Annotated in this window: 21 protein-coding genes; 15 read left to right on the top strand and 6 right to left on the bottom strand. The window is 59.2% G+C overall.

Annotated elements, in window-relative coordinates; genetic code table 11:
• From ispG to ACYZT8_RS24095, 7 genes are all read left to right on the top strand, one after another.
• Positions 1-1,110: a flavodoxin-dependent (E)-4-hydroxy-3-methylbut-2-enyl-diphosphate synthase gene (gene ispG, locus ACYZT8_RS24125; protein WP_162438253.1), complete on the top strand. Its 1,110-nt coding sequence runs from the start codon at positions 1-3 to the stop codon at positions 1,108-1,110.
• Between the two features lie 23 nt (positions 1,111-1,133).
• Positions 1,134-2,423 carry a histidine--tRNA ligase gene (gene hisS / locus ACYZT8_RS24120; RefSeq protein WP_461976536.1) on the top strand — a complete coding sequence of 430 codons (1,290 nt, stop codon included), beginning with the start codon at positions 1,134-1,136 and terminating at the stop codon, positions 2,421-2,423.
• Between the two features lie 42 nt (positions 2,424-2,465).
• Complete coding sequence (locus ACYZT8_RS24115; RefSeq protein ID WP_461976534.1) at positions 2,466-3,107, top strand: tetratricopeptide repeat protein; 642 nt, start codon at positions 2,466-2,468, stop codon at positions 3,105-3,107.
• Positions 3,100-4,251 carry an outer membrane protein assembly factor BamB gene (bamB, locus tag ACYZT8_RS24110; protein ID WP_461976532.1) on the top strand — a complete coding sequence of 384 codons (1,152 nt, stop codon included), beginning with the start codon at positions 3,100-3,102 and terminating at the stop codon, positions 4,249-4,251. The genes ACYZT8_RS24115 and bamB overlap by 8 nt, the downstream gene beginning before the upstream one ends.
• 138 nt (positions 4,252-4,389) lie before the next feature.
• On the top strand, positions 4,390-5,859 hold the full coding sequence (der, locus tag ACYZT8_RS24105) for a ribosome biogenesis GTPase Der (protein WP_461976530.1): 1,470 nt from the start codon (positions 4,390-4,392) through the stop codon (positions 5,857-5,859).
• 290 nt (positions 5,860-6,149) lie between these two features.
• Positions 6,150-7,298, top strand: a complete 1,149-nt coding sequence (locus ACYZT8_RS24100; protein ID WP_461976528.1) for a pyridoxal phosphate-dependent aminotransferase — start codon at positions 6,150-6,152, stop codon at positions 7,296-7,298.
• Positions 7,286-8,077 carry an amidohydrolase gene (locus ACYZT8_RS24095; RefSeq protein ID WP_109634599.1) on the top strand — a complete coding sequence of 264 codons (792 nt, stop codon included), beginning with the start codon at positions 7,286-7,288 and terminating at the stop codon, positions 8,075-8,077. The genes ACYZT8_RS24100 and ACYZT8_RS24095 overlap by 13 nt, the downstream gene beginning before the upstream one ends.
• A 181-nt stretch (positions 8,078-8,258) precedes the next feature.
• On the opposite strand, the gene leuA is transcribed toward ACYZT8_RS24095, so the two are convergent.
• The gene (gene leuA / locus ACYZT8_RS24090; RefSeq protein WP_461976526.1) at positions 8,259-9,938 is read right to left on the bottom strand and encodes a 2-isopropylmalate synthase; all 1,680 of its coding nucleotides are present in this window, start codon (positions 9,936-9,938) and stop codon (positions 8,259-8,261) included.
• A gap of 166 nt (positions 9,939-10,104) precedes the next feature.
• On the opposite strand from leuA, the gene ACYZT8_RS24085 reads away from it, so the two are divergent.
• Both ACYZT8_RS24085 and ACYZT8_RS24080 read left to right on the top strand, forming a co-directional pair.
• Positions 10,105-10,305: a hypothetical protein gene (locus tag ACYZT8_RS24085; RefSeq protein ID WP_461976524.1), complete on the top strand. Its 201-nt coding sequence runs from the start codon at positions 10,105-10,107 to the stop codon at positions 10,303-10,305.
• 18 nt (positions 10,306-10,323) lie between these two features.
• A complete protein-coding gene (locus ACYZT8_RS24080) occupies positions 10,324-10,680 on the top strand; it encodes a hypothetical protein (protein ID WP_461976522.1) in 357 nt (118 codons plus the stop codon).
• A 136-nt stretch (positions 10,681-10,816) separates the two neighbouring features.
• Here ACYZT8_RS24080 and ACYZT8_RS24075 read toward each other — a convergent pair whose 3' ends face one another.
• The 3 genes from ACYZT8_RS24075 to ACYZT8_RS24065 all read right to left on the bottom strand — a co-directional run bounded on the left by ACYZT8_RS24075 (position 10,817) and on the right by ACYZT8_RS24065 (position 13,977).
• On the bottom strand, positions 10,817-11,638 hold the full coding sequence (locus tag ACYZT8_RS24075; protein WP_461976520.1) for a peptidoglycan DD-metalloendopeptidase family protein: 822 nt from the start codon (positions 11,636-11,638) through the stop codon (positions 10,817-10,819).
• 3 nt (positions 11,639-11,641) lie between these two features.
• A complete protein-coding gene (gene xseA / locus ACYZT8_RS24070) occupies positions 11,642-13,021 on the bottom strand; it encodes an exodeoxyribonuclease VII large subunit (protein ID WP_461976518.1) in 1,380 nt (459 codons plus the stop codon).
• A gap of 68 nt (positions 13,022-13,089) precedes the next feature.
• On the bottom strand, positions 13,090-13,977 hold the full coding sequence (locus ACYZT8_RS24065; RefSeq protein ID WP_461976516.1) for a LysR family transcriptional regulator: 888 nt from the start codon (positions 13,975-13,977) through the stop codon (positions 13,090-13,092).
• A 100-nt stretch (positions 13,978-14,077) separates the two neighbouring features.
• Between ACYZT8_RS24065 and ACYZT8_RS24060 the strand changes: the two genes are divergently transcribed.
• From ACYZT8_RS24060 to guaA, 4 genes are all read left to right on the top strand, one after another.
• Positions 14,078-14,845, top strand: a complete 768-nt coding sequence (locus ACYZT8_RS24060) for a sulfite exporter TauE/SafE family protein (protein ID WP_461976514.1) — start codon at positions 14,078-14,080, stop codon at positions 14,843-14,845.
• A 184-nt stretch (positions 14,846-15,029) separates the two neighbouring features.
• Positions 15,030-15,578: a sugar ABC transporter ATPase gene (locus ACYZT8_RS24055; protein WP_461976512.1), complete on the top strand. Its 549-nt coding sequence runs from the start codon at positions 15,030-15,032 to the stop codon at positions 15,576-15,578.
• 117 nt (positions 15,579-15,695) lie between these two features.
• Complete coding sequence (guaB, locus tag ACYZT8_RS24050) at positions 15,696-17,165, top strand: IMP dehydrogenase (protein ID WP_109634587.1); 1,470 nt, start codon at positions 15,696-15,698, stop codon at positions 17,163-17,165.
• Between the two features lie 83 nt (positions 17,166-17,248).
• Positions 17,249-18,826, top strand: a complete 1,578-nt coding sequence (guaA, locus tag ACYZT8_RS24045; protein ID WP_046054681.1) for a glutamine-hydrolyzing GMP synthase — start codon at positions 17,249-17,251, stop codon at positions 18,824-18,826.
• A gap of 86 nt (positions 18,827-18,912) precedes the next feature.
• Here the strand turns inward: guaA and ACYZT8_RS24040 are convergent, their stop codons facing one another.
• Both ACYZT8_RS24040 and treR read right to left on the bottom strand, forming a co-directional pair.
• Positions 18,913-21,948 carry a membrane-targeted effector domain-containing toxin gene (locus ACYZT8_RS24040; RefSeq protein WP_461976510.1) on the bottom strand — a complete coding sequence of 1,012 codons (3,036 nt, stop codon included), beginning with the start codon at positions 21,946-21,948 and terminating at the stop codon, positions 18,913-18,915.
• A gap of 99 nt (positions 21,949-22,047) precedes the next feature.
• Positions 22,048-22,752, bottom strand: a complete 705-nt coding sequence (treR, locus tag ACYZT8_RS24035) for a trehalose operon repressor (protein WP_461976508.1) — start codon at positions 22,750-22,752, stop codon at positions 22,048-22,050.
• Between the two features lie 236 nt (positions 22,753-22,988).
• Here treR and treP point away from each other — a divergent pair, with 236 nt between their 5' ends.
• Together treP and treC are read left to right on the top strand one after the other, a co-directional pair.
• Positions 22,989-24,431, top strand: a complete 1,443-nt coding sequence (treP, locus tag ACYZT8_RS24030; RefSeq protein ID WP_461976506.1) for a PTS system trehalose-specific EIIBC component — start codon at positions 22,989-22,991, stop codon at positions 24,429-24,431.
• Between the two features lie 61 nt (positions 24,432-24,492).
• A complete protein-coding gene (treC, locus tag ACYZT8_RS24025; RefSeq protein ID WP_461976504.1) occupies positions 24,493-26,139 on the top strand; it encodes an alpha,alpha-phosphotrehalase in 1,647 nt (548 codons plus the stop codon).
• Positions 26,140-26,180 lie beyond the last annotated feature (41 nt).

The following is a 26,180-nucleotide window of genomic DNA, read 5'->3' as shown; positions in this document are numbered from 1 at the left end:
ATGCACGGCGAATCTCCAATCAAACGTCGCGAATCCCGCAAGATCTGGGTCGGTAACGTGCCTGTTGGCGGCGATGCGCCCATCGCTGTCCAGAGCATGACCAACAGCGACACCAATGACGTGGCCGCCACCGTGGCCCAGATCAACCGTCTGGAAGCGGCTGGCGTCGATATCGTGCGCATTTCCGTGCCGGACATGGACGCCGCCGAAGCCTTCGGCAAGATCAAGAAACTGGTCAAAGTGCCGTTGGTGGCCGACATCCACTTCGACTACAAAATTGCGCTGCGCGTCGCCGAACTGGGCGTTGACTGCCTGCGGATCAACCCGGGCAACATCGGTCGCGAAGACCGCGTGCGCGCGGTGGTCGATGCCGCCCGCGATCGCGGGATCCCGATCCGCATCGGCGTCAACGCCGGTTCCCTGGAAAAAGACCTGCAAAAGAAATACGGCGAGCCGACCCCGGCAGCGCTGGTCGAGTCTGCCTTGCGTCATGTCGAGCACCTCGAGCGCCTGAATTTCCAGGACTTCAAGGTCAGTGTGAAGGCCTCAGACGTGTTCATGGCCGTCGCTGCCTACCGCCTGCTGGCCAAGGAAATCGTCCAGCCGCTGCACCTGGGCATTACCGAAGCTGGTGGTTTGCGTTCAGGCACAGTGAAATCCGCCGTGGGCCTCGGTATGCTGCTCGCCGAAGGGATTGGCGATACTATCCGCATCTCGTTGGCGGCTGACCCGGTCGAGGAAGTGAAAGTCGGCTACGACATTCTCAAATCCCTGCACCTGCGTTCCCGTGGCATCAACTTCATCGCCTGCCCGAGCTGCTCGCGGCAGAACTTCGATGTGGTCAAGACCATGAACGAGCTGGAAGGGCGCCTCGAAGATCTGCTGGTGCCGCTGGATGTCGCGGTCATCGGTTGCGTGGTCAACGGGCCGGGCGAAGCCAAGGAAGCCCATATCGGCTTGACCGGTGGCACGCCAAACCTGATTTACATCGACGGCAAGCCGGCGCAGAAACTGACGAATGACAATCTGGTGGATGAGCTTGAACGCTTGATCCGCCAGAAAGCGGCCGAAAAGGTCGAAGCTGACGCAGCTGTTATCGCGCGCGGCTGATCGAACGAATTTAAGGATTTATAGTGAGCAAGTCTCTGCAAGCCATACGTGGCATGAACGACATCCTGCCCGAGCAGACTCCCCTGTGGCGTCATTTCGAGGGCACCGTCTCGCGTCTGCTGGATAACTACGGTTACAAGCAGATCCGCATGCCGATCGTCGAGTTCACCGAGCTGTTCAAGCGCTCCATCGGTGAAGTGACCGACATCGTCGAAAAAGAGATGTACACCTTCGACGACCGCAACGGCGACTCCCTGACCCTGCGCCCTGAAGGCACAGCGGCCTGCGTGCGTGCGGTGCTCGAGCACGGCATCACCGGCGGTGGCCAGGTGCAGAAACTCTGGTACATCGGCCCGATGTTCCGCCACGAGCGTCCGCAGAAAGGCCGTTATCGCCAGTTCCACCAGATCGGTGTCGAGGTGTTCAACCTCGATGGTCCGGACATTGACGCCGAACTGATCGTGCTGACCTGGCGCCTGTGGGGCGAACTGGGCATCCGTGATGCGGTCAAGCTCGAGCTCAATAGCCTGGGCACCGCCGAGTCCCGTGGTCGTTATCGCGAAGCGCTGGTCGAATTCCTGTCCGCTCACCTGGACAAGCTCGACGAAGACAGCCAACGCCGTCTGAAGACCAACCCGTTGCGCGTTCTGGACACCAAGAACGCCGACACTCAAGCGATCCTGGTCGACGCGCCGAAAATGGCCGACTACCTCGACGACGAATCCCGCGTGCACTTCGAGGGCCTGAAGGCTCGTTTGGACGCGGCCGGCATTCCTTATGTGATCAACCCGAAGCTGGTCCGCGGTCTGGATTACTACAGCAAGACTGTTTTCGAATGGGTCACCGACAAGTTGGGCGCTCAAGGTACCGTATGTGCCGGCGGTCGCTACGACGGTCTGGTGGAGCAGATGGGCGGCAAGCCGACCACGGGCGTTGGTTTCGCCATGGGCATCGAGCGTCTGGTGCTGCTCCTGGAAACTCTGGAGCAAATCCCGGAAGAGATCTCCCGTCAGGTCGACGTCTATCTCTGCGCATTCGGCGAGGCTGCCGAACTGGCTGCCCTGACATTGAGTGAGAAGGTTCGTGATCAATTGCCCAACCTGCGCCTGCAAGTCAATGCCGGCGCCGGCAGCTTTAAAAGCCAGTTCAAGAAGGCCGACAAGAGCGGTGCGCTGTATGCGCTGATCCTCGGTGACGATGAAATGGCCCAGCAAGTGGTAGGTTTCAAACCCCTGCGTGGCCAGGGCGAACAACAAAGCATTGCCTGGGATGCGCTTGCTGCACACCTGGCCACCTGCGTCGTGCAGGGTTGAAGCTGTCATAAACAGCCGATTTAGCGATTAAGGAGTATTGGGGTGTCGAGTACCGAAGACGAAAACCTGGCGGATTTGAAGGACTGGTGGACACGCAACGGCAAGCCCCTGGTCACTGGCGGCCTGTTGGCGCTGGTCATCGTGTTCGGCTGGCAGGCCTTTCAAAAGTATCAGAGCAATCAGTCGCAAGGCGCCTCGATTCTCTATCAGCAACTGCTGGAAACCACGCTGACGCCTGACGGCAAGCCTGATGCCGCCCGTGTTTCGGAGCTGGCCGGCAAGCTCAACAGCGAGTTCGGCGGTAGCGCTTATGCGCAGTACGGCAGCCTGTTCGTGGCGAAAGTCGCGGTCGACAGCGGCAAGCTGGACGACGCAGCCAGCGAGCTGAAAGCTATTAATGACAAACCGGCCAACCCGGCGCTGGGCGAAATCGCCCGTCAGCGTCTGGCGCAGGTACTGGCCGCGCAGAACAAGGTCGAAGAAGCCCTGAAGCTGCTCGAAGGTGATGCCGACAAGGCATTCCTGGCCACTCGTGAAGAGCTGAAAGGTGACCTGCTGGTGCAGTTGGGTCGTACCGACGAAGCGAACGCGGCGTATCAAAAAGCCAAGGCGGCACTGTCGGATGAAGCGGCGGTCGGTGGCCTACAAATCAAGCTGGACGACCTGGCCAAAGGGGATGCGTGACGTGATCCGTTGGAAACATGCAGCATTGCTGGCTCTGGCCGTTTTGGCCGCGGGTTGCAGCAGCAACAGCAAAAAAGAACTGCCGCCGGCCGAGTTGACCGACTTCAAAGAAGAAGTGGTTCTGCAAAAGCAGTGGAGTCGTTCTATCGGTGACGGTCAGGGCGAAACCTACAACATGCTGGTGCCGGCGATCGATGGCGATACCATCTATGCCGCCGACGTCACGGGTGAAGTCGTGGCGATGGATCGCAGCAATGGCGACGTCAAATGGAAGAAAGATCTCGACCTGCCTGTTTCCGGCGCCGTTGGCGTGGGTTACGGTCTGCTCACGATCGGTACCATCAAGGGCGAAATCGTTGCTCTGGACGCGATCAACGGTGAAGAGAAATGGCGCGCTCGCGTGTCCAGTGAAGTTCTCGCACCGCCGGCCAACAACGGTGACGTAGTAGTGGTTCAGACTCAGGATGACCGTCTGATCGGTCTGGATGCCGCCACCGGCAACCAGCGCTGGTTGTATGACAGCACCCCTGCGGTCCTGACCCTGCGCGGCACCAGCGCACCGATCGTCACCAACCGCCTCGCGGTGGCTGGCCTGTCGACCGGTAAAGTGGTCGCTCTCGATATTTCCAACGGCGTGCCGGTGTGGGAACAACGGGTTGCGATTCCACAAGGCCGTTCGGAACTGGAACGTGTGGTCGATATCGACGGCGGCTTGCTGCTGTCCGGCGGTACTCTGTATGTCGCCAGCTATCAGGGTCGCGTTGCGGCACTGGACCTGGAAAGCGGCCGTCAGCTCTGGCAGCGTGATGCTTCCAGCTATGCCGGCGTCGCTCAGGGTTTCGGCAGCGTTTACGTGAGCCTGTCTTCGGGCACCGTTGAAGGCGTCGACGAACGTTCCACCACAGCTTTGTGGAGCAACGATTCGCTGGCCCGTCGTCAACTGTCGGCTCCGGAAGTGTTCTCCAGCTATGTTGCAGTCGGTGATATGGAAGGCTACCTGCACCTGCTGAGTCAGGTGGACGGTCGTTTCGTCGGCCGCGAGCGCATCGACAGCGACGGCCTGCGTGCCCGTCCGCTGGTGGTGGGTGACACGATTTATCTGTATGGCAACAGCGGCAAACTGGAAGCCCTGACCATCAAGTAAAGATTTGACTATGCTTGGGGTTAAACCCCAGGCAGCCCCGTTCAAGGGGTTCGCAGCACTCCCAAGTGCTGCCCCGAGCACCAGCCGCTGCCTCGCAGCGGCTTTTGTATTTTCTGAAATAACGAAGTGGAGAGCCGCATGGTTCCCGTAATCGCCCTGGTGGGCCGACCGAACGTCGGCAAGTCCACCTTGTTCAACCGCCTGACCAGGACTCGCGACGCCATTGTCGGCGACTTGTCCGGTCTGACCCGTGATCGCCAATACGGTGAGGCCAAGTGGCAAGGGCGTTCCTACATTCTGGTCGACACCGGCGGTATCTCCGGTGACGAGCACGGTATGGACGAAAAAATGGCCGAGCAGTCGCTGCTGGCCATTGAAGAAGCCGATGTCGTTCTGTTCCTGGTAGATGCCAAGGCCGGTTTCACTGCCGCCGACCAGATGATCGCCGAGCATTTGCGCAAACGTAACAAGCGTTCTTACGTGGTTGCCAACAAGGTCGACAACATCGACCCTGAAATGGCCCGCGCCGAATTCGCCCCGTTGGGCATGGGCCACGCGATCCCGATCGCCGGTGCTCATGGTCGTGGCATCACTCAGATGCTGGAAATCGCCCTCAGCGACTTCCCGAAAGACGATGACGGGCTGGAAGAAGGCGAGGAAGAGATCGTTGCCGAAGGCGAGGAAGCCAAACGCATTCCTGGCCCTAGCGAAAAAGACGGGATCAAGATCGCCATCATCGGCCGCCCGAACGTGGGCAAGTCGACCCTGGTCAACCGCATGCTCGGTGAAGACCGGGTCATCGTCTATGACGAGCCTGGCACCACCCGCGACAGTATCTACATCCCGTTCGAGCGTAACGACGAGAAGTACACGCTGATCGACACCGCCGGTGTGCGCAAGCGCGGCAAGATCCACGAAGAAGTCGAAAAATTCTCCGTGGTCAAAACCCTGCAAGCGATCAAAGACGCCAACGTGGTGATCTTTGTGATGGACGCCCGTGAAGGCGTGGTCGATCACGATCTCAACCTGCTGGGCTTCGCCATTGAGTCGGGTCGTGCGCTGGTTATCGCGATCAACAAGTGGGACGGCATGACGCCGAGCGAGCGCGACTTCGTGAAGGTCGAGCTGCAACGTCGACTGTTCTTCGTTGACTACGCCGACATTCACTTCATCTCGGCCCTGCACGGTACGGGCGTGGGCAACCTCTACGCCTCCGTACAGAACTCGTTCAAGTCTGCGGTCACCCGCTGGCCGACCAACCGCCTGACTACCATTCTGGAAGATGCGGTGGGTGAGCACGCGCCACCGATGGTCAACAACCGCCGGATCAAGCTGCGTTATGCCCACTTGGGTGGTGCAAACCCGCCGATTATCGTGATCCACGGTAACCAGATCGAGAAAGTACCGAAGTCCTACGTTCGTTACTTGGAAAACACTTACCGTCGTGTACTCAAACTGGTCGGTACGCCGATCCGTATCGAGTTCAAGGGCGGCGAGAACCCGTACGAAGGCAACAAGACCTCGCTGACCGACCGTCAAGTCAACAAGAAGCGCCGCATGATGTCGCACCACAAGAAGGCCGACAAAAAGCGCCGCGACAAGCGCTGATTCACAACTGTCCACTTCATGAGGTGGGCTTTTGTGGCGAGGGAGCTTGCTCCCGCTCGACTGCGCAGCAGTCGCAAAACCAGCCGACGCGTTCTATCTGAACGATCTCGGTTGCAGATATTGGGACCGCTTCGCGGTCCAGCGGGAGCAAGCTCCCTCGCCACAGGTGTGTGGTGAATGTATTAGAAGAAGGGCGCCGGTTGGCGCCCTTTTTTTATGGGCGCCGGATGGGCTATCCTCGGGCTCTCCCGCGCCGCCGTTAGAGCCGGGTGTAGAGCAGGGAATCACCGATGATCACCAGTAAGCTGCCGAATGTCGGCATCACTATCTTCACTCAGATGTCTCAGCTCGCGGCGCAAACCGGGGCGATCAACCTGTCCCAGGGTTTTCCCGATTTCGATGCCCCGCAAGCCCTGTGCGATGCGGTCGGTCGGCACATCGCCAGTGGCCACAACCAATATTCACCGATGACCGGCCTGCCGGCGCTGCGCCAGCAGATTTCGGCGAAAATCGCCCGCAGCTACGGCGTTAATGTGGATGCCGACCATGAGGTGACGGTCACTCCCGGCGCCACTCAAGCGATTTTCTGTGCGATTCAGGCGGTTATCCACAGCGGCGACGAAGTGATCGTGTTCGATCCGTGCTACGACAGTTACGAGCCGTCGGTCGAACTGGCGGGTGGTCGTTGCGTGCATGTGCAACTCGGTCTGAATGACTTTGCCATCGACTTCGAGAAGCTTGCCGAAGCGATTACGCCGCGCACCCGGATGATCGTTCTCAACGCCCCGCATAACCCGAGTGGCGCACTGATCAGTCGTGCCGAACTGGATCAGTTGGCGACGTTGATTCGGGATCGCGACATCTACATCGTCAGCGACGAAGTCTACGAACACCTGGTTTTCGACGGCGTGCCTCACGTCAGCGTGCTGAATCACGAAGAGCTGTATCAACGCGCCTTCGTAGTCAGTTCCTTCGGCAAGACCTACCACGTCACCGGCTGGAAAACCGGCTACGTGGTTGCCCCGCCGGCGCTCACCGCCGAGCTGCGCAAAGTGCACCAGTACGTCAGTTTCTGCGGCGTGACCCCGCTGCAATACGCCTTGGCCGACTTCATGGCCGAACACCCTGAACACGTCGAAGAATTGCCCGGTTTTTACCAGACCAAGCGCGATCTGTTCTGCGATCTGCTGGCGCCGTCGCGTTTCAGCTTCAAGCGGGTGACCGGCACGTATTTCCAGTTGGTCGATTATTCGCAGATTCGCCCGGACCTCAATGACGTCGAGATGGCGCTGTGGATGACCCGTGAACATGGCGTGGCGAGCATACCGATCTCGGTGTTCTACCAGACGCCACCCGAGGGCCAGCGCCTGGTGCGCTTGTGCTTCGCCAAACGCGAGGAGACGTTGCGTGAAGCAGCGGCAAAACTATGCGTGATCTGAGTGCGCTCCCCAATCTGAATGTCGCGCTGATCCAGACCACCCTGGCCTGGCACGACCGTCAGGCCAACCTGGAGCATTTCGAGCAATTGCTTGAGCAGGCGCGTGGGGCGGATCTGATTATCCTGCCGGAGATGTTCACCACCGGTTTCTCCATGGAATCGGAAACCCTCGCCGAAGCGGAAAACGGCCCGACCAGCAAATGGCTGCGCGTCCAGGCGGCAAAACTCGACGCGGTGATTACCGGTAGCGTCATCGTCCAGGCCGCTGATGGCAGCCATCGCAATCGACTGCTGTGGGCGCGGCCGGACGGGGAGGTCTGGCACTACGACAAGCGTCATCTGTTCCGCATGGCCGGCGAGCACAACCACTACACGCCGGGCGAGCGCCAGGTGCAGTTCGAGCTCAAGGGCTGGCGAGTGCGGCCACTGATTTGCTACGACCTGCGTTTCCCGGTCTGGAGCCGCGATGCCCAGGACACCGACTTGCTGCTCTACACCGCCAACTGGCCCGGCGCACGCCGCCAGCACTGGAACCGTTTGCTGCCGGCGCGGGCGATTGAAAACCTCTGCTACGTGGCCGCGGTGAATCGCATCGGCACCGATGGCAAAGGCTTCGCGTATACCGGTGACAGCCAGGTGCTGGATTTCCAGGGTGAGACATTGCTCAGTGCCGGTGAAGCCGATGGCGTGTTTCAGGTCGTGCTGAATGCGGCGGACCTGCAAGCCTACCGCACGCGCTTCCCGGCCAATCTGGATGCCGATACCTTCGAGTTCACCTGAAATCGATCGTCCCCACGCTCTGCGTGGGAATGCCTCTACGGACGCTCTGCGTTCGGCTTGAGATGGGACGCGGAGCGTCCCGGGCTGCATTCCCACGCAGAGCGTGGGAACGATCAAACGGCAGGCAAACAAAAAGGCCCCAAGGTTCTCACCTAGGGGCCTTTTGCATTGCAGCGAACGCTTACGCCGCTTTCGCTTCCGGCTGGCTCAGGGAGCGGTTCAGCGCGCTGAACAGGGCCTTGAAGCTCGCGGTGGTGATGTTTTCATCGATGCCGACGCCGTGCACCGCACGCTCACCGTTCACGCGCAGTTCAATGTAGGCCGCCGCCTTGGCATTGGTGCCCGCGCCGATCGCGTGTTCGTTGTAGTCCATGATCTCCACCGGAATCGGCAGGCCGGCCACCAAGGCTTCCAGCGCGCCGTTGCCCTTGCCGCGCCAGTGCAGGTTGGTTTCGCCCTGACCTTTGCCCGAGACTTCCACTTCCACGGCGCTGTGACCGTTCTCTTCCTGCAGGCGATGGCTGACCAGCGCATACGGGGTGTTGGCCTGCAGATACTCGCTGTGCAGCAAGGCGTGGATCTGTTGGGCCGTCATCTCAAGGCCCAGGCGATCGGTTTCACGCTGCACGACCTGGCTGAATTCGATCTGCATGCGACGCGGCAAGCTGATGCCGTATTCCTGTTCCAGCAGGTAGGCGATCCCGCCCTTGCCCGACTGGCTGTTGACGCGGATCACCGCCTCGTAGCTGCGGCCGATGTCGGCCGGGTCGATCGGCAAGTACGGCACTTCCCACAGCTCATCCGGTTTCTGCTGGGCGAAGCCCTTGCGGATCGCATCCTGGTGCGAGCCGGAGAACGCGGTGTGAACCAGGTCGCCGACGTACGGGTGACGCGGGTGCACCTGGATCTGGTTGCACTCTTCGACGACTTTGCGCACGCCGTCGATATCGGAGAAGTCCAGCTCAGGGTGAATGCCCTGGGTGTAGAGGTTCAGCGCCACGGTCACGAGGTCGACGTTACCGGTACGCTCGCCGTTGCCGAACAGGCAGCCTTCGACACGATCGGCGCCGGCCATCAAGCCCAGTTCGGTGGCCGCAACGCCGGTGCCACGGTCGTTGTGGGTGTGCAGGCTGATGATCACGCTGTCACGACGGTTGATGTGACGGCCGAACCATTCGATCTGGTCGGCGTAGATATTCGGGGTCGCGCATTCGACGGTGGCTGGCAGGTTGAGAATCATCTTGTGCTCAGGCGTCGGGTTCCAGACCTCGATCACCGCGTCGCAGACTTCCTTGGCGAATTCCAGTTCGGTCGCACTGAAGGTTTCCGGCGAGTACTCGAAGGTCCATTCGGTATTTGGCTGCTGGGCCGCGTATTTGACGAACAGCTTGGCCGCGTTCACGGCGATAGCCTTGACGCCTTCCTTGTCCTGGTTAAAGACAATGCGGCGGAAAGAAGGGGAGGTCGCGTTATACAGGTGAACGATGGCTTTCTTCGCTCCGCGCAGGGATTCGAAGGTGCGCTCGATCAAGTCTTCACGGCCCTGGGTCAGCACCTGAATGGTGGTGTCGTCCGGGATGTGATTGCCTTCGATCAAGGTGCGCACGAAGTCGAAGTCGGTTTGCGAAGCGGCCGGGAACGAGGCTTCGATCTCTTTCACGCCGACCTGCACCAGGGTTTTCCAGAAGCGCAGCTTCTTGACCGCGTCCATTGGCTCGATCAGCGACTGGTTGCCGTCACGAAGGTCGGAACTGCACCAGATCGGCGCTGCGGTGATGGTCTTCGACGGCCAGGTGCGGTCCGGGATGTCGATGGTCGGGAACGCGCGGTATTTCGAAGACGGGTCTTTGAGCATGCTCATCGGGAAATCCTTATTGTGTGGGCCGAAAAAAGGCGGCCTGCCGGTGGATCAACTGTTCTTGGGGAAAGGCATGGGGCGAGGCACCGCAATTCAACCTGGCAGTCGTGCGCTGACGAGGCACAGGCTGCGGTGCTGGCGAAGCTGAATGAGGGTGTGCGAGGTTTTCATGCCTTCAACCCTAACCGCCGTGGTTGAGGATGGCAAGCAGTCGAAAAAAATTGAGAGGAATACTCGAAAAAGTGCTTATGCCGCGATTTTATTGCTTCGAATGATCGTGATCGTTTTTATGTTTGCGCGAGGTTTGAGCACTGCGCAATTGGAGAATTGCGCCGATGGCCCTTCGAGCACAGCTATGCTTAAAGCCTGAACAAGGCAGGAGTCGGACATGAACGAGTCGGACTGGAAGCGGTATAGCGCGTTGCGGCCGATGGCTCATGAGCGGATGTGTATCCGGATCATGGAGGAGGTCGAGCGCACAGTGCTGGATAAAAGCCTCTCGCCTTACGAGCGGATTGAAGCCACTGAAGAGCTGCTTCAGTCCAGGCAAAAGGAGCTGTATTGGGCGTTTGGTGTGTTCAGGTTCTCACGGCATGAGGCTCGGTCGCATTTGCTCGGGCTGTGTGCCCGGGAGTTGATCACGTCTGAAGAATTGGCGGGTTTCTCGGTGGAGACACAGGAGTGGATCAAGCATTGCCTGGCGGACCGGGAAGCCCATGGGATTGAGGACCTTGAGGCGGAATAGGCGGTGTCAGTGCTGCCTCCTTCGCGGGCAAGCCCGCTCCCACAGTGGACATTGGGGTACACAAAATTTGTGTTTACAACGATCACCCTGTGGGAGCGGGCTTGCCCGCGAAGGGGCCGGCAGCCTCACCGACTAGTTAAGGCTGAAATGCCCCAATAAAAATCGCCGGATCCACCCGCGCATCATTCAGGCTGACATTCCAGTGCATATGCGGCCCGGTCGCTCTCCCGGTGGCGCCAACCTTCCCGACCACTCCACCCCGTGCCAGCTGCTGTCCCACCTTCACGTCAATCTTCGACATATGGCAGAACATGCTGATAAAGCCCTGCCCATGGTCGACAAACACTGTATTGCCGTTGAAAAAGTAGTTGCCGATCAAAATCACCTTGCCCGCGGCCGGTGTCTTGATCGGTGTGCCGGCACCCACGGCGAAATCCAGGCCTGAGTGGGGATTGCGCTCCTCACCATTGAAGAACCGGCGTACGCCGAACTTGCTCGACAGCGGCCCGTTGACCGGTTTGTCCAGCAGCAGGTTGCTTGGCGTGTTCGGGCTGAAAGTGCGGTAGGCAGCGATCTGCTCGGCCAGTTCGCCTTCGATGCGCTTCAGATTCTCCGGGTTCGGATTGACCTGCTGCGTGTTCTTCAGGGTGATGTGCTGTTCCGGGTACTTCTTGCTGCCGACCGTGAAACTCAGATTACGCCCGCCGCTGCTGACCTGCTGCGTGCCCGGTTTAACCGTCAACGGCACACCGACAATCGCCAGCCAATTGTTCTGTTCCTTGACCACCAGCACCGGTTTGCCTTGATAGCTGGCTTTTGGCGCCTGGGCAGAAGTGCCCAGATCCACCACGGCCACGCCACCCGGCACCGGTTTGTTCAACAGGCGGGTGATGTAACTGTCGGCGTGGGCATTGAAGGTCAGGCACAACAACAGCAGCGGAGCTAAAAAACGCGGCATGGATCAATCCAGTAAAGAAAGGGTGACAGGTGTCAGGTGATTGTCTTCGACCCGGACCTGCAGTTCGCCGTCGCCCAGTTTGGCTTTCAGGCGTTGACCGGTGTGGGTTTGCTCGGCGCTGCGAATCGCGTTGCCGCGTTCGTCCAGCAAAATGCTGTAGCCACGGGCCAGCGTCGCGAGCGGGCTGACCACCTGCAGCGTCTGCACCTGACTTTGCAGTTGCAGACGACGGGACTTGAGCCCTTCGCGCATGGCTCGCGGCAGGCGCTCGGCGAAACTGTCGAGGTGCTGACGCAGCATCGCCAGTTGCCGTCCGGGATGTTGCCCGGCGAGGCGGGTTTCCAGACGAATCAGCCGTTCGCGGCGGGTGTTGAGGTGGCGTTCGAAAGCGCGGCGCATGCGCATGTCCAGGTCATCCAGACGTTGCGCTTGTTGGCGCAGGCGTTCGCCGGGATGGCGCAGGCGACGGGACATGCCTTCCAGGCGCAGGCGGTCACGCATCAAACGGTCGCGGATGCGCATCACCAGGCGACGATGCAGGCTCTCGACCCGGCGCACCAGGTCGCTGGAATCCGGTGCAAGCAATTCGGCGGCAGCGGACGGCGTCGGGGCGCGGACGTCGGCGACGAAGTCACTGATCGAGACGTCGGTTTCATGGCCGACGGCGCTGACAATCGGCGTTACGCAGGCATCCACGGCGCGGGCCACGGCTTCTTCGTTGAAACACCAGAGGTCTTCCAGCGAACCGCCGCCACGGGCGAGGATCAGCGCATCGAATCCGCGAGCGTCCGCCAGTTTCAGTGCGCGGACGATCTGCGCAGTCGCCTCGCGGCCCTGCACGGCGGTCGGGATCAACGTCAGCTGGATCTGCGGAGCACGGCGGCGAAATACGCTGATGATGTCGCGAATCACCGCGCCAGTTGGCGAACTGATAATGCCGATGCGTTGCGGATGCGCCGGCAACGGCACTTTGCGCTCGGCGCTGAACAGGCCTTCGGCGCTGAGTTTTTCCTTCAATGCATCGAAGGCCAGCCGCAGGGCACCGTCACCGGCCGGCTCCACGGTGTCGAGGATCAACTGATAGTCGCCACGACCCTCGAACAGCGAAACCTTGCCGCGCACTTTGACCGCCAAACCGTCTTTCAACGCCTGACGAACCCGCGCCGCGTTCTGCCGGAACAACGCGCAACGCACCTGGGCGCCGCTGTCCTTGAGGGTGAAATACACGTGGCCGGACGCTGGCCGGGCGAGGTTGGAGATTTCGCCTTCGACCCAGATGTTGCTGAACACGTCTTCGAGCAACACCCGCGCGCGGCCGTTGAGCTGGCTGACAGTCAGGACTTCACGGTCCAGGCCGAGTCTTGCAAAGGGATCTTTAATCATGGGGCGCAGTTTAAAGGCATTCGGCTAACAATCTCCATGAGCCAACAAAAATCCCCTGTGGTAGCGAGCTATGTGCAGGTGTTGATGAAGTGTTGAACCAGCGCCGTGGGATTTTGCTTGCAGGCGAGGGCGACGGTGCTGTGGCAATCCGGGTGGGCCAGCGGCAGGAAGTGGATATCGGGCGGCGCAATGTCCCGCATCGATTCCGGCAGCAGGGCGATGCCGAAACCGGCCTGAATCAATTGCAGTTGCGTGGTTTTGCGCGACACCACCCGCGCCGCTTTCGGGAAGAATCCTTGACGCATGCACAGCTCGGCGGACAGATAACTCAACCCGCCGCGCTGGGGATGAGGAATGGAGATAAACGCTTCATCCTTCAGTTGCGCCAGATCGATGCCCTGAGCGGACTTATCCACAGCCAGCCGATGATTGGGCGGAACAGCCAGCAGCAATCGTTCGCTGTACAAAGGAATAATCTGCACGCCTTCACGTTGGCGCAAGACCGGCAGGCGCAGCAGTCCGACATCCAGCCGACCGTCGGCCAACGCTTCAAGTTGCACTTCGGAAGACAGCTTGGCGATGTCCATGGACACTCCGACATGCTGAACCAGATAGTCACTGATGCCTCGCAGCAGGCGGCCACACATAGGCACGGTGCTGGAGTGGCTGAGGCGCAAGGTGCCGAGTTCTCCATTGCCGACCTGAGTGGCCATCTCGCTGGCTTTGGTCAGTTCGTTCAGCAGGTTTCTGGCCCGGGGCAGGAAGGCTTCACCGGCCGCCGTCAGACGGGGCTGGCGTGCGGTGCGCTCGAACAATGGCGTTTGCAGGCGGGTTTCCATGTCCTTTATTTGTCGGCTCAGGGCCGACTGGGCAATGAACAGTCGTTCTGCGGCCGCGCTGAAACTCCCGCAGTCGGCTATTTCCACGAAGTAACGCAATTGGCGGGTTGAAAGCACCAGTCATGCCTTTTTGAGATGGGTGGGTGGCTTTGAAGATATTAGTCGCAAGACTCGGCGCTGGCTAAAGTCATCCTTGGTATTCAAGGAAGTTGTGCAGATGAATGTGTTTGAGTTGTTGAGCCAATGGCCATTCGGCGCCACGGATTGGCTGGTGATCGGATTGGGCATTGCCTTGGCTTACATCGTGTTTGGCATCGCCGGGTTTGGCACCGCGTTGGTGGCGGGGCCTATTCTGATTCTGTTCCTGCCGCTGTCGAAAATTGTGCCATTGCTGGTGCTGCTGGATTTCGTCGCAGCGTTCGGCAATCTGTTGCCTTCGCGGCGGGAGGTGGCGAAACCCGAGTTGCTGCGGCTGCTGCCCTGCATGTCGGTGGGCTGCACGCTGGGGGTAATCTTCCTGTTGAACCTCAAATCCGATGTTTTGCTGCTGCTGATGGGGCTGTTTATCAGCGCCTATGCGGTTTACAGCTTGTGGGTCAAAACCCGGCCGACGCAATTGTCCGCCGGTTGGGCCGTGCCGATGGGCACCGTGGGCGGGATGTTCGGGGCGTTGTTTGGCAGTGGCGGCTTTTTATATGCAATCTATTTGAACAGTCGATTACCGAAAGAGGCGGCGCGGGCGACCCAGAGTGCGCTGATCAGTTGCAGCACAGTGGTGCGCTTGAGCCTGTTTGCCGTCGCAGGTGTCTATGCCGAGCTACCCTTGTTGGTACTGGCGCTGTGTTTGTTGCCGGCCATGGCCTTGGGGCTGTGGATCGGCCGGCGGTTGACCATGAGATTGTCCCGCGAGGCGTTCGTCCGGCTGGTGACGTGGTTGGTGCTGGCGAGCGGGATTGCCTTGATCGGGCGTTATTTGAGTACTTGACCGGATTTCGTCAGGGATTAAGCTGCCGGCCGCTCGGACGCCTTCGCGGGCAAGCCCGCTCCCACAGTGACCGAGGTGAACATTATTTTTATGTACACCCCTAACCCCTGTGGGAGCGGGCTTGCCCGCGAAGGCGTCAGTACGAACACCGCAGAACATCCATTTGACGCAGTAGGCTTGCACCATGAATTCGCAAAGCATCATCGTCCCGAAAATCTCCACGCTGCCGGTGCACGAACCCCGGGCCCGTGCGGTCGTGCGCTGGCTGGTGCGCAAGAACATCATCCAGGAAGAGCTGACCACCTGTGGTCGTACCGGCAACCGCATGGCCCACGCCATCGGCGACGGTGCCCGCGCGGTGGTGCTGCATCCTGAAGCGCTGCCGTTCGGCGAGCCGATCAATGGCCTGGAGATCATCACCAAGCGTTGCATCTATACACCGGCCAAGGGATTCCTGGAGGAGGCGGGCTGCGCCGAATGCCGCAAGGAAGTCGGCGAAGCACTATTCGATAGCCTGGAGGACTGGATGCCAGGGCGCACCGATAACTTCACCTGTCCGGAATGCGGGCATGAAGACGACATCAACGGGTTTCTTTTCCTGCAGGAATGCGGTTTTTCCAACCTGGGGTTCATCTTTAATAATTGGGCCGAGGCCGGGTTCAAGCAGAGTTTTATCGACGAGTTTGCCGATTGGCTCGATCAGCCTGTCAGTTGGGTGAAAGTCGAGTTGTAGGAAGCGACAATCCCCGTATATCAGTAATGCTGATAATAGACAGAGTTTTACATTGAACCCGAGGGGGTGTCTGACTATAATGGCGCGCTTCCATTTTCCCGCTCGGGAGCCCCCGCGATGCTGCGTATCAGCCAAGAAGCTCTGACATTCGACGACATTCTCCTAGTGCCTGGTTATTCCGAGGTGCTTCCTAACGAAGTCAGTCTCAAGACCCGCCTAACCCGTGGCATCGAGCTGAATATTCCTCTGGTTTCTGCCGCCATGGACACCGTTACTGAAGCCCGTCTGGCAATTGCCATGGCTCAGGAAGGTGGCATCGGCATCATCCACAAGAACATGACCATCGAGCAGCAAGCTGCCGAAGTTCGCAAGGTCAAGCGTTACGAAGCCGGTGTGGTCAAGGACCCGATCACTATCGAGGCCGACGCCACGGTTCGTGAACTGTTCGAACTGACCCGCCAGCACAACATCTCCGGCGTTCCGGTTTTGCACAATGGCGACCTGGTCGGCATCGTCACTTCCCGTGACGTGCGTTTCGAAAATCGTCTGGAAGCCACTGTCCGCGAAGTGATGACGCCTAAAGAGCGTCTGGTCACGGTCAAGGAAGGCGCGGACAAGAACGACGTTCGCGAGTTGCTGCACAAGCACCGCATCGAACGTGTCCTGATCGTCGACGACAAATTTGCCCTCAAAGGCATGATGACCGTCAACGACATCGAAAAAGCCAAGGCTTACCCGCTGGCCAGCAAGGACGATCAAGGTCGTCTGCGCGTTGGCGCTGCAGTCGGTACCGGTAAAGACACCGGTGACCGCGTAGCCGCCCTGGTCAATGCCGGCGTTGACGTGGTGGTGGTCGACACCGCACACGGTCACTCCAAAGGCGTGATCGACCGCGTTCGCTGGGTCAAACAGAATTTCCCTGAAGTGCAGGTCATCGGCGGCAACATCGCCACCGGCGCTGCCGCCAAGGCCTTGGCCGAAGCTGGCGCCGATGCGGTCAAGGTCGGTATCGGCCCTGGCTCGATCTGCACCACCCGTATCGTCGCCGGTGTCGGCGTCCCGCAAATCAGTGCCATCGCCAACGTCGCCGCTGCCCTTGAAGGCACAGGTGTTCCGTTGATCGCCGACGGCGGCATCCGTTTCTCCGGTGACCTGTCCAAGGCCATCGTGGCCGGTGCTTCCTGCGTGATGATGGGCTCGATGTTCGCCGGTACTGAAGAAGCGCCAGGCGAGATCGAACTGTTCCAGGGTCGTTCGTACAAGGCTTACCGCGGCATGGGTTCGCTGGGCGCCATGTCCCAGGCTCAAGGTTCCTCCGACCGTTACTTCCAGGACTCCTCGGCAGGCGCCGAGAAACTGGTTCCGGAAGGCATCGAAGGGCGTGTTCCTTACAAGGGGAGCCTGAGCGCCATCATCCACCAACTGATGGGCGGCCTGCGTTCCTCGATGGGCTACACCGGCAGTGCCGACATCGAAGAAATGCGCACCAAGCCTGAGTTCGTGCGGATCACCGGCGCCGGCATGGCCGAGTCCCACGTCCACGACGTACAGATCACCAAAGAAGCGCCAAACTACCGCGTAGGTTGAGGCTTCCAGCAAAAAGTTAAGTAACCGGGGCTGTTTGATTCAGCCCCGAGTTGTTTCTGAATTCCATAGACGAGACTGACTCCATGGCCCTCGACATTCACGCCCACCGCATCCTGATCCTCGATTTCGGTTCCCAGTACACCCAGCTGATTGCCCGCCGCGTGCGTGAAATCGGCGTGTACTGCGAACTGCATCCGTTCGATATGGATGAAGACGCGATTCGCGAATTCGCTCCAAAAGGCGTCATTCTCGCCGGCGGCCCCGAGTCCGTGCACGAAGCCAACAGCCCTCGCTGCCCGCAAGCGGTGTTTGACCTGGGCGTGCCGGTCTTCGGCATCTGCTACGGCATGCAGACCATGGCTGAACAGCTGGGTGGCAAGGTTGAAGGTTCCGAGCTGCGTGAGTTCGGTTACGCCCGTGTCGACGTGGTCGGCAAGAGCCGCCTGCTCGACGGCATCGAAGACCACATCGACGCCGACGGCCTGTTCGGCCTCGACGTGTGGATGAGCCACGGTGACAAAGTCACCAAGATGCCGCAGGAATTCCACATCCTGGCCAGCACCCCGAGCTGCCCGATTGCCGGCATGTTCGACGATGCTCGCGGCTACTACGGCGTGCAGTTCCACCCGGAAGTGACCCACACCAAGCAGGGCGGTCGTATCCTGTCGCGCTTCATCCTCGACATCTGCGGCTGTGAAGCGCTGTGGACACCGTCGAAGATTGCTGAGGACGCCATCGCCAACATTCGCGCTCAGGTCGGCACCGACAACGTATTGCTCGGTCTGTCCGGCGGCGTTGACTCCTCGGTGGTTGCCGCGCTGTTGCACAAAGCCATCGGCGACCAGCTGACCTGCGTCTTCGTCGACAACGGCCTGCTGCGTCTGCACGAAGGCGAGCAAGTGATGGCCATGTTCGCCGAGAACATGGGCGTCAAGGTAATCCGCGCCAACGCTGAAGATCAGTTCCTGAACAACCTGGCCGGCGAGTCCGACCCAGAGAAAAAACGCAAGATCATTGGCCGTACCTTCATCGACGTCTTCGATGCCCAGTCCAACAAACTGGACAACATCAAGTACCTCGCCCAAGGCACCATTTACCCGGACGTGATCGAGTCGGCTGGCGCGAAAAGCGGCAAGGCTCACGTGATCAAGTCGCACCACAACGTGGGTGGCCTGCCAGAAGAAATGAACCTCAAGCTGGTTGAACCCCTGCGCGAGCTGTTCAAGGACGAAGTCCGTCGTCTGGGTCTGGAACTCGGCCTGCCGTACGACATGGTCTACCGTCACCCGTTCCCGGGCCCGGGCCTGGGCGTGCGGATCCTCGGTGAAGTGAAGAAGGAATACGCCGACCTGCTGCGTCGCGCCGACCACATCTTCATCGAAGAACTGCGCAAGGCCGACTGGTACCACAAGGTCAGCCAGGCCTTCGTGGTGTTCCAGCCGGTGAAATCGGTTGGCGTGGTCGGTGATGGCCGTCGTTACGCCTGGGTCGTTGCCCTGCGTGCCGTGGAAACCATCGACTTCATGACCGCGCGTTGGGCACACCTGCCTTACGAACTTCTGGAAACCGTCAGCGGCCGGATCATCAACGAAATCGAAGGCATCTCCCGCGTCACCTACGACGTGTCGAGCAAGCCGCCAGCGACGATCGAGTGGGAGTGATCCCGGTCTGACTGATCGTCCGTAACACCTGAAAGGCCCCGTGAGCGTGAGTTCACGGGGCCTTTTGCGTATCAGAGTCTACTGGGTTACATCGGCAGACGCCCTTCGAGTGTCATGCCCATGCGGTTGAGTGCTCGTACAAGGAGGCCAATATTCTGGTAGTTGACCTGATGTAAATCGGTCCAGGCGGGACGGTTGATCAGAAAGCCGCCACCTTCCGTTCGCTCAATCATCGTACGCACAAGCTCGCCGGTTCTGCTTCGATGGATCAACATCCAGAAGCCCTCTGATTTCTCGATGGTGAACATGCCTGGGCGGTACAGGTGCCGGAGGAGTGATTCCTGTGTTCTCTGAATGACTGGAGTGGGTATTTCCAGGCTGATGTCGGCATACAAGGTGTCAAAGTCTCCACGCATCGGCGGTGGTGGCGGCTGAACGTCACGGCCCACCTCGATGCCATGGTCTATCTCGATGTGCAGACTCTGGTCAGGACTGACCTCTTCGATCCGCAAACCGATACCCCCCTCCATTTCGCTGATGCCAGCAATGCCCCTGAACGTGTTGGTGTTTTCCTGGTCGGTCAGCACCATCCATTTTCCTGGGCTGTAGGCTTCGTTGGCCTGGATGATCGTGTGAGTGAGGTAGTTTTTGATAGATTGTTGCGACAGGGTGCCAAAGGATGCGCCTTCGTAACGATAGCTTGCCAGGCAATCAGTGGCCTGGATTCGAATGCCGTACTGTTGGGCCGTACGGACAACTTCCAGTGGTGTGAACTGCCCGGCAGGATCGCTCTTAAGTTGTTTCAAATACAGTCCCAGCATGCCTTCCATTTTCCCGGTTTCTGCGAAATTGTTCAGGTCGACTTGACTGAAGTCGTTAAGCAAACGGTGCATGTAGATCGTCTTGACGCCTTGTTTCGCCAGTATCGGCATGTTTTCGATAAGGAACCGCATACTCGCAATGCGATCCTGACTTTCACCGACTACTAACCCGGGCGCGGTATCGAATATTTTCTCAATGAGTTCCGGGACAGTCGTGGCTGGGGTGATGACGGGCTGTACCGGCCGTGCTGGCAATGAGGCGAAAAAGTTTCTTGGAGAGTGGAATGTGCGCGCATCTCTTATCAGGGCCGTGCGCCGTGCGGCGATGTATTCTTCGTACGAAGTCACCCCTTTCAAGGTCCCATCGGGAAGGGTGACGAGTTTGACGTGCGTTTCTTTTTCGCCCAGTGCAATTTGGGTCATTGAACGTCCGTTAGGAGCATCGTATTTCGTCAGGTGTCGGAACAACTCAGCCGGTGGCCGGGCTTGGGTGGTTCCCGTGGAGGATCCGGGAACGGGGTCGACGAGGTCCTTGCCGCCGCCCTTTAGCCCGCTTTTCGGCACCAGTTCCCATTCACCCTCGGCATTCAGGCGTACAGGCATGGAACCTGAAGACGCGAGAGGCTTTTCCGGATCAATGATCGCCCACGTGCCGCCACCGTTGATGTCGGCTTCATAACGCACGTAGTAAGCCTGGTCTTTCATCAGGATGGCGGTGGAAGGGTTTGAGTCCAGCGAGTAGATGCCCTGGAATTTTCCACTCGTGGCCAGAGGCGTCTGGCTTTCCAGGATTTCATTGCTCTGCCAATGCTCGGGCACTTCTAACGCTTGCCCGGAATCTTTGGGCAGGGGAGTGAACTCCTCAAGCTGACGGATTACTCCCTGAGCATCATCGGACGCTTGTGTGCCGACAGGTTCATCCGGATGTCCGGCCGCCCTCAGATCTGCCATCTCAGCCGCTTCGGCTGCATCGACCGAAGCTCCCACGTCCTCCAATACACGGACTTCCTTGAGCAGCGGAATGTTGAAAAGGGCATTGATGCCGTCGAGCACCGCGCCAATGACGCCGGCCTTGCGTTCCTCCGCCGTTTTGCCATTGACCGCTTTGTCGATGTTCAAACCCATCGCGGCGATGCTGGCCCCGATCACCGGCAACGCGATTGGCCAGCCCAGAACGGTCAATGGCCCAAACACATGCAGGCCGGCAGTCAGGTAGCCCAGCCAAAGCTGTTTGCGCATCTGCCCATGGGTCACCAGTGTCAGGTCAGCCTCTTCCAGCATCGTGCTCTGGACCGCCCGGCTCTGCCAGGTGAAGGCATCGCCGTCGATGGTGATGTCTTTTTGATTGATCAAGTGGTGGTCGTACTTGCCCCAGGTGCCGACCAGCTGGTTCATCAGCGGGGTGATGGTGTCGTGGACTTCTTTACGGACCGACAGCGGGAAATGGGTCATGAACTCGGTGCGTGGCTGCTCCTCATTCATTTGCAGCAGGATCCACCAGTGCATGTCCGTCAGTGTCGGATGCACGTGGAAGGGCTGCGCGGCGCCGGGGACGTAGGTGATCTGCCGACCCTTTTGGTCAACGATGCGCAGAATATCGGTGGCGGCATGCCCTGCGACATCCAGGGCGCAGACACGAAGATCCGAAGGCGAGGAGGTTTGCGACTGCAGGCTCGCCAAGGTGATTGGCCATACTGCGCCACCGACGACGGCCCTTACGACGGTCTGGAAATCCTCCTCTTCAAGTTGACCGTTTTGCCTCGCCTCGACGGCTTTGCTGAAGTAGTTACATTTGGCCAGGGCCCGGAAGTCATCGAAATGAGTCGTCCAGAAAGCGTTCAGTTTGTTCAGATAACGTTCACTGAGGTTCATCTCCCACAGATCCGTCAGGACCTTGCTGGGGTACATCCGCACTTCGTTTGTTTCATTGAAAATACTGGCGTTTGCATCCGCAGTGTAAAACCCGCCATTACTGTTCAGTTCGAGGGCGTCGTCTTGATCGGTCACGCGGTAGCCATGGATGACCAGTTGCGTCAGGGTCAATGATTCGCAGGGTTTTGGGGCGTGCTCCCAACTCAGGAAGGTCTTGGTGCTGCTGGCCGAAACGTTGTCGAACCGATGCCACCAGACCTGATCCGGGTCCATGTCGGTGATACCGTATTTTTTCAGGATTTCGCTGGCCACCCCATGGGCTTCTTCTTTCAAGCCCGGGCAGGCTGTCACGACGACGGGGGCAATTGTTTTCAGCTGCTCCTTGTCGGCCGCATTGGGTAACGTTTCAGTATTCTGATCAACAGGCATGCTCTCGCTCCTTGAGAAATGGGCCGTGAGGATTACCCATTTGCTCAAGGCAAGTGCACTACATAGTTATGCCCACATGCATTTCGTGACCGTGTAGGGTCAGCGCCGTGCCACATCCGAAAAGTAGAATTTGTCGAGGGTGTGCCGTGATTCGGTGTACTCGAACTGGCGACCGTCCTGCAGGAAGGTCTGGTTGCTGACCACGATCACATGGCTCTGGCCGTCGAGGTCCAGGTGGTGCTGGTCGTCCTTGCTCCGAGGCACCGCTTCGATGGTGCGCTGGGCGTAGGCGATTTGCAGTTGCAGAGTCTGTTCGATGAAGGCGTAGATCGACTGCTCGGCGATGTCGCGGGACAGGCCGGGAATCACGTCGCTGACGAAATGGTTGATGTCGAGGATCACGCGTTTCCCATCGATCCGCCGCACTCGCTTGATCCGCGTGATCAGGCTGCCTTCTTCAGCCTTGATGTGTTCGAGCAGGGCGCCTTCGAGGGGGATCTGGGTGAATTCGACCACCTCGGTGCTGACGTCATTGCCCAGTCGCGGATACGTCTCCTGGAAGCTGACGATGCCGCCCAACTGGAATTCGATCGGGTTGGTCGACAGCACGAAGGTGCCTTTACCGTGGACTTTCTGGGCGAAACCGCGCTCCTGCAATTGCTCGATGGCCTTGCGCACGGTGCCGCGGCTGGCTTGATAGCTGTCCATCAATTCGGTTTCGGAAGGCAACCGGGCGCCTTGTTCCAGACGTTCGGTGGTGATGCTGGCAAGCAGATCGCTGTAGATCTGGTTGTATTTACTCATGGGGATGGCTCTGTGCCGCGATGTACTCAAGGTTTCGAACCTTAAGGGCAGGGTAGGGGTTTGTCCATGCGGGTTTAGGTTTCATCGTTCCGGGAGGTAGGAAAAATCGCCGACTGTCGGGTTGGAGGTAAACAAAATCAAACTCGTCTGTACGAGTTGTTGCTTTAACTCGTACAGACGAGTACTTTTCGCTTCGGCGTGCTGCCAAAAACAAAAAACTACAGCGGAAGAAAAGCATGAGCCACGATTATTCGAACATCGCCAGCGAGCTGCTGCAAAGCCTCGGTGGCAGCGACAACCTTGAGCAGGCCGCGCACTGCGTCACACGTCTGCGCCTGGCCCTCAAGGACCCGAGCCTGGTCAACAGCGCCACGCTGAATCAGATTGATCTCGTGAAAGGTTCGTTCTTCACCGGTGGCTTGTTCCAGGTGGTCATCGGCCCCGGCGAGGTTGAAAAGGTCTACGCCGAACTGCGCCGTCAAACCGGTTTGGCCGCTTCAACCATCGCCGACGTTAAACAAAAAAGCGCCGACAAGATAAACGCCATGCAGCGTCTGGTGCGGGTGTTTTCCGATGTGTTCATGCCGATCCTGCCGGCGTTGATCATTGCGGGGCTGTTGATGGGCATCAACAACCTGATCGGCGCGAAAGGCATGTTCATCGAGGGCCAGACCCTGCTGGACGCCTACCCTAAACTTGACGGGCTCTGGAGCCTGATCAACCTCATGGCCAACACCTCGTTTGTGTTCCTGCCGGCGCTGGTGGGCTGGTCGGCGGCCAAGCGGTTTGGCGGCAGCGAAATCCTCGGCATCGTGTTGGGCCTTATGCTGGTGCATCCCGATCTGCTCAACGCCTGGAACTACGGCAAGGCAGTCGCGGGTCTCGACGGCCAGAGCCTTCCGTACTTCGACATCCTCGGTTTGTTCCAGATTGAAAAGGTCGGTTATCAGGGCCAGATTTTGCCGATCCTGCTGGCGGCCTACGTCATGAGCGTCATCGAGAAATGGCTGCGGGCTCGGGTGCCGAACGCGGTGCAATTGCTGGTGGTGCCGATTACCACCATCGTGGTCACCGGCGTGCTGGCACTGGCCGTGATTGGCCCGGTGACCCGGCATCTGGGCATTCTCATCACCGAAGGCGTGGTGACCCTGTTTGACTTGGCACCGATGGTCGGTGGCGCGATTTTCGGTTTGCTCTACGCGCCGCTGGTGATCACCGGCATGCACCACATGTTCCTCGCGGTCGACTTGCAACTGATCTCCACCCAGGGCGGCACGTTCATCTGGCCGATGATCGTCATGTCCAACCTCGCTCAGGGCAGCGCGGCATTGGCGGTGTTCTACATGACCCGCAATGTGCGCGACAAAAGCATGGCCTCGACCTCGGCGATTTCTGCTTATTTCGGCATCACCGAGCCGGCGATGTTCGGGGTCAACCTGCGCTACAAGTTTCCGTTCTATGCGGCCCTGACCGGCTCAGCCCTCGGGTGCATCTTCCTGTCGCTGAACAAGGTCCAGGCCTCGGCCATCGGTGTCGGTGGCTTGCCCGGTTTCATCTCGATCATTCCGCAGTTCATCCCGATGTTCGTGATCGGGATGGTCATCGCCATGGTTGTGCCGTTTGTTCTGACCTGCGGGTTGAGCATGAAGATTGTCCGGCCTGGATATCGGGTTGCCTGACAGATCGCTACCGCGATCAGGCCCTTAGGGCCGGTACCAAAATTATTGAAGGAATAGCGCCATGCAAGACTGGCAACGTTCGGTGATCTACCAGATCTACCCGAAGAGTTTTCACAGCCACGCCGGCAACCCCACGGGTGATTTGCTCGGCGTCGTGGCCAAGCTCGATTACCTGCACTGGCTGGGTGTCGATTGCCTGTGGATCACGCCGTTCCTGCGTTCACCCCAGCGCGACAACGGTTACGACATCAGCGATTACTACGCCATCGACCCGAGCTACGGGACCATGGCCGATTGCGAATTGCTGATCGCCGAGGCCGGCAAGCGCGGGATCAAGCTGATGCTCGACATCGTGGTCAACCACACCTCGATCGAACACACCTGGTTCCAGCAGGCTCGCAGCAGCCTCGACAACCCGTACCGAGACTTCTACATCTGGCGCGATCATCCAAACAACTGGGAATCCAAGTTCGGCGGTTCGGCGTGGGAATACGAGGCGCAGACTGGTCAGTACTTCCTGCACCTGTTCGATCACACCCAGGCCGACCTGAATTGGGACAACCCGAAGGTCCGCGCCGAAGTCTTCAAAATGATGCGTTTCTGGCGCGATAAAGGCGTGGGCGGTTTCCGTCTGGATGTGATCAACCTGATCTCCAAACCGGCGGATTTCCCCGAGGACAACTCCGACGGTCGACGCTTCTACACCGACGGCCCGAACGTGCATGAGTACTTGCAGCAAATGCACCGCGAAGTCTTCGAAGGTCACGACCTGATCAACGTCGGCGAGATGTCCTCCACCAGCCTGGAACACTGCATTCGCTACTCGAAACCGGATTCGAAAGAACTGTCGATGACCTTCAACTTCCATCACCTGAAGGTCGATTACCCGAACCTGCAGAAGTGGATTCGCGCTGACTTCGACTTCCTCCAGCTCAAGCGCATTCTGTCCGACTGGCAGACCGGCATGCAGGCTGGCGGTGGCTGGAATGCGCTGTTCTGGTGTAACCACGACCAGCCACGAGTGGTCTCGCGTTTCGGCAACGACGGTGAATATCGGGTGATCTCGGCGAAGATGCTTGGCACCGCGCTGCACTTCCTTCAGGGCACGCCGTTTGTGTACCAGGGCGAAGAACTGGGCATGACCAATCCGGGGTTTGATCACATCGATCAGTACCGTGATGTCGAGACGTTGAACATCTTCCGGCTCAAGCGCGAGGCGGGAGCCAATGATGCCGAGAACATGGCGGCGATCATGCAGAAGTCTCGGGACAACGGCCGTACGCCGATGCACTGGAACGCCGAGCCGAACGCAGGATTCAGCGCCGCAGAACCCTGGATTGGCGTGCCGGCCAACGCTGCGCAGATCAACGTCGCCACTCAGTTCGAAGACCCGGACTCCGTGCTGCATCACTACCGTCAGCTAATTGCCCTGCGCCGCAGCGAAGCGCTGATGTCTGATGGCGTCTACCGGCAATTGTTGCCGGAGCACACGCAACTCTGGGCGTATGTGCGTGAAGGTGACGGTGAGCGTTTGCTGGTTCTGAGTAACTTCTATGGCATGCCGTGCGAAGTGGAACTGCCGGATGAAGTGATCAGTGACGAGATGGCTCAACGCTTGGTCATCAGCAACTACCCGGACTGTCCGCCGCGAAACCGGCAGATTCTTTTAAGGCCGTATGAGTCATTCGTTGTGCACCTGACCGACTGACCAGCCACTAAAAAAACAACGATTCAAAAAAACACGCAGAA

This window comes from Pseudomonas sp. LB3P93 (assembly GCF_054898025.1).
The sequence above is the reverse complement of the archived record's forward strand: the minus strand, read 5'-3'. Positions and strand labels throughout refer to the sequence as shown.

Excerpts from the sequence above, each read along its gene's own strand:
- ispG (WP_162438253.1), top strand. The coding sequence starts at position 1 with ATGCACGGCGAATCTCCAATCAAACGTCGCGAATCCCGCAAGATCTGG.
- bamB (WP_461976532.1), top strand. The coding sequence starts at position 3,100 with ATGCGTGACGTGATCCGTTGGAAACATGCAGCATTGCTGGCTCTGGCC.
- der (WP_461976530.1), top strand. The coding sequence starts at position 4,390 with ATGGTTCCCGTAATCGCCCTGGTGGGCCGACCGAACGTCGGCAAGTCC.
- ACYZT8_RS24100 (WP_461976528.1), top strand. The coding sequence starts at position 6,150 with ATGATCACCAGTAAGCTGCCGAATGTCGGCATCACTATCTTCACTCAG.
- ACYZT8_RS24095 (WP_109634599.1), top strand. The coding sequence starts at position 7,286 with ATGCGTGATCTGAGTGCGCTCCCCAATCTGAATGTCGCGCTGATCCAG.
- leuA (WP_461976526.1), bottom strand. The coding sequence starts at position 9,938 with ATGAGCATGCTCAAAGACCCGTCTTCGAAATACCGCGCGTTCCCGACC.
- ACYZT8_RS24085 (WP_461976524.1), top strand. The coding sequence starts at position 10,105 with ATGCCTTCAACCCTAACCGCCGTGGTTGAGGATGGCAAGCAGTCGAAA.
- ACYZT8_RS24080 (WP_461976522.1), top strand. The coding sequence starts at position 10,324 with ATGAACGAGTCGGACTGGAAGCGGTATAGCGCGTTGCGGCCGATGGCT.
- ACYZT8_RS24075 (WP_461976520.1), bottom strand. The coding sequence starts at position 11,638 with ATGCCGCGTTTTTTAGCTCCGCTGCTGTTGTTGTGCCTGACCTTCAAT.
- xseA (WP_461976518.1), bottom strand. The coding sequence starts at position 13,021 with ATGATTAAAGATCCCTTTGCAAGACTCGGCCTGGACCGTGAAGTCCTG.
- ACYZT8_RS24060 (WP_461976514.1), top strand. The coding sequence starts at position 14,078 with ATGAATGTGTTTGAGTTGTTGAGCCAATGGCCATTCGGCGCCACGGAT.
- ACYZT8_RS24055 (WP_461976512.1), top strand. The coding sequence starts at position 15,030 with ATGAATTCGCAAAGCATCATCGTCCCGAAAATCTCCACGCTGCCGGTG.
- guaB (WP_109634587.1), top strand. The coding sequence starts at position 15,696 with ATGCTGCGTATCAGCCAAGAAGCTCTGACATTCGACGACATTCTCCTA.
- guaA (WP_046054681.1), top strand. The coding sequence starts at position 17,249 with ATGGCCCTCGACATTCACGCCCACCGCATCCTGATCCTCGATTTCGGT.
- ACYZT8_RS24040 (WP_461976510.1), bottom strand. The coding sequence starts at position 21,948 with ATGCCTGTTGATCAGAATACTGAAACGTTACCCAATGCGGCCGACAAG.
- treR (WP_461976508.1), bottom strand. The coding sequence starts at position 22,752 with ATGAGTAAATACAACCAGATCTACAGCGATCTGCTTGCCAGCATCACC.
- treP (WP_461976506.1), top strand. The coding sequence starts at position 22,989 with ATGAGCCACGATTATTCGAACATCGCCAGCGAGCTGCTGCAAAGCCTC.
- treC (WP_461976504.1), top strand. The coding sequence starts at position 24,493 with ATGCAAGACTGGCAACGTTCGGTGATCTACCAGATCTACCCGAAGAGT.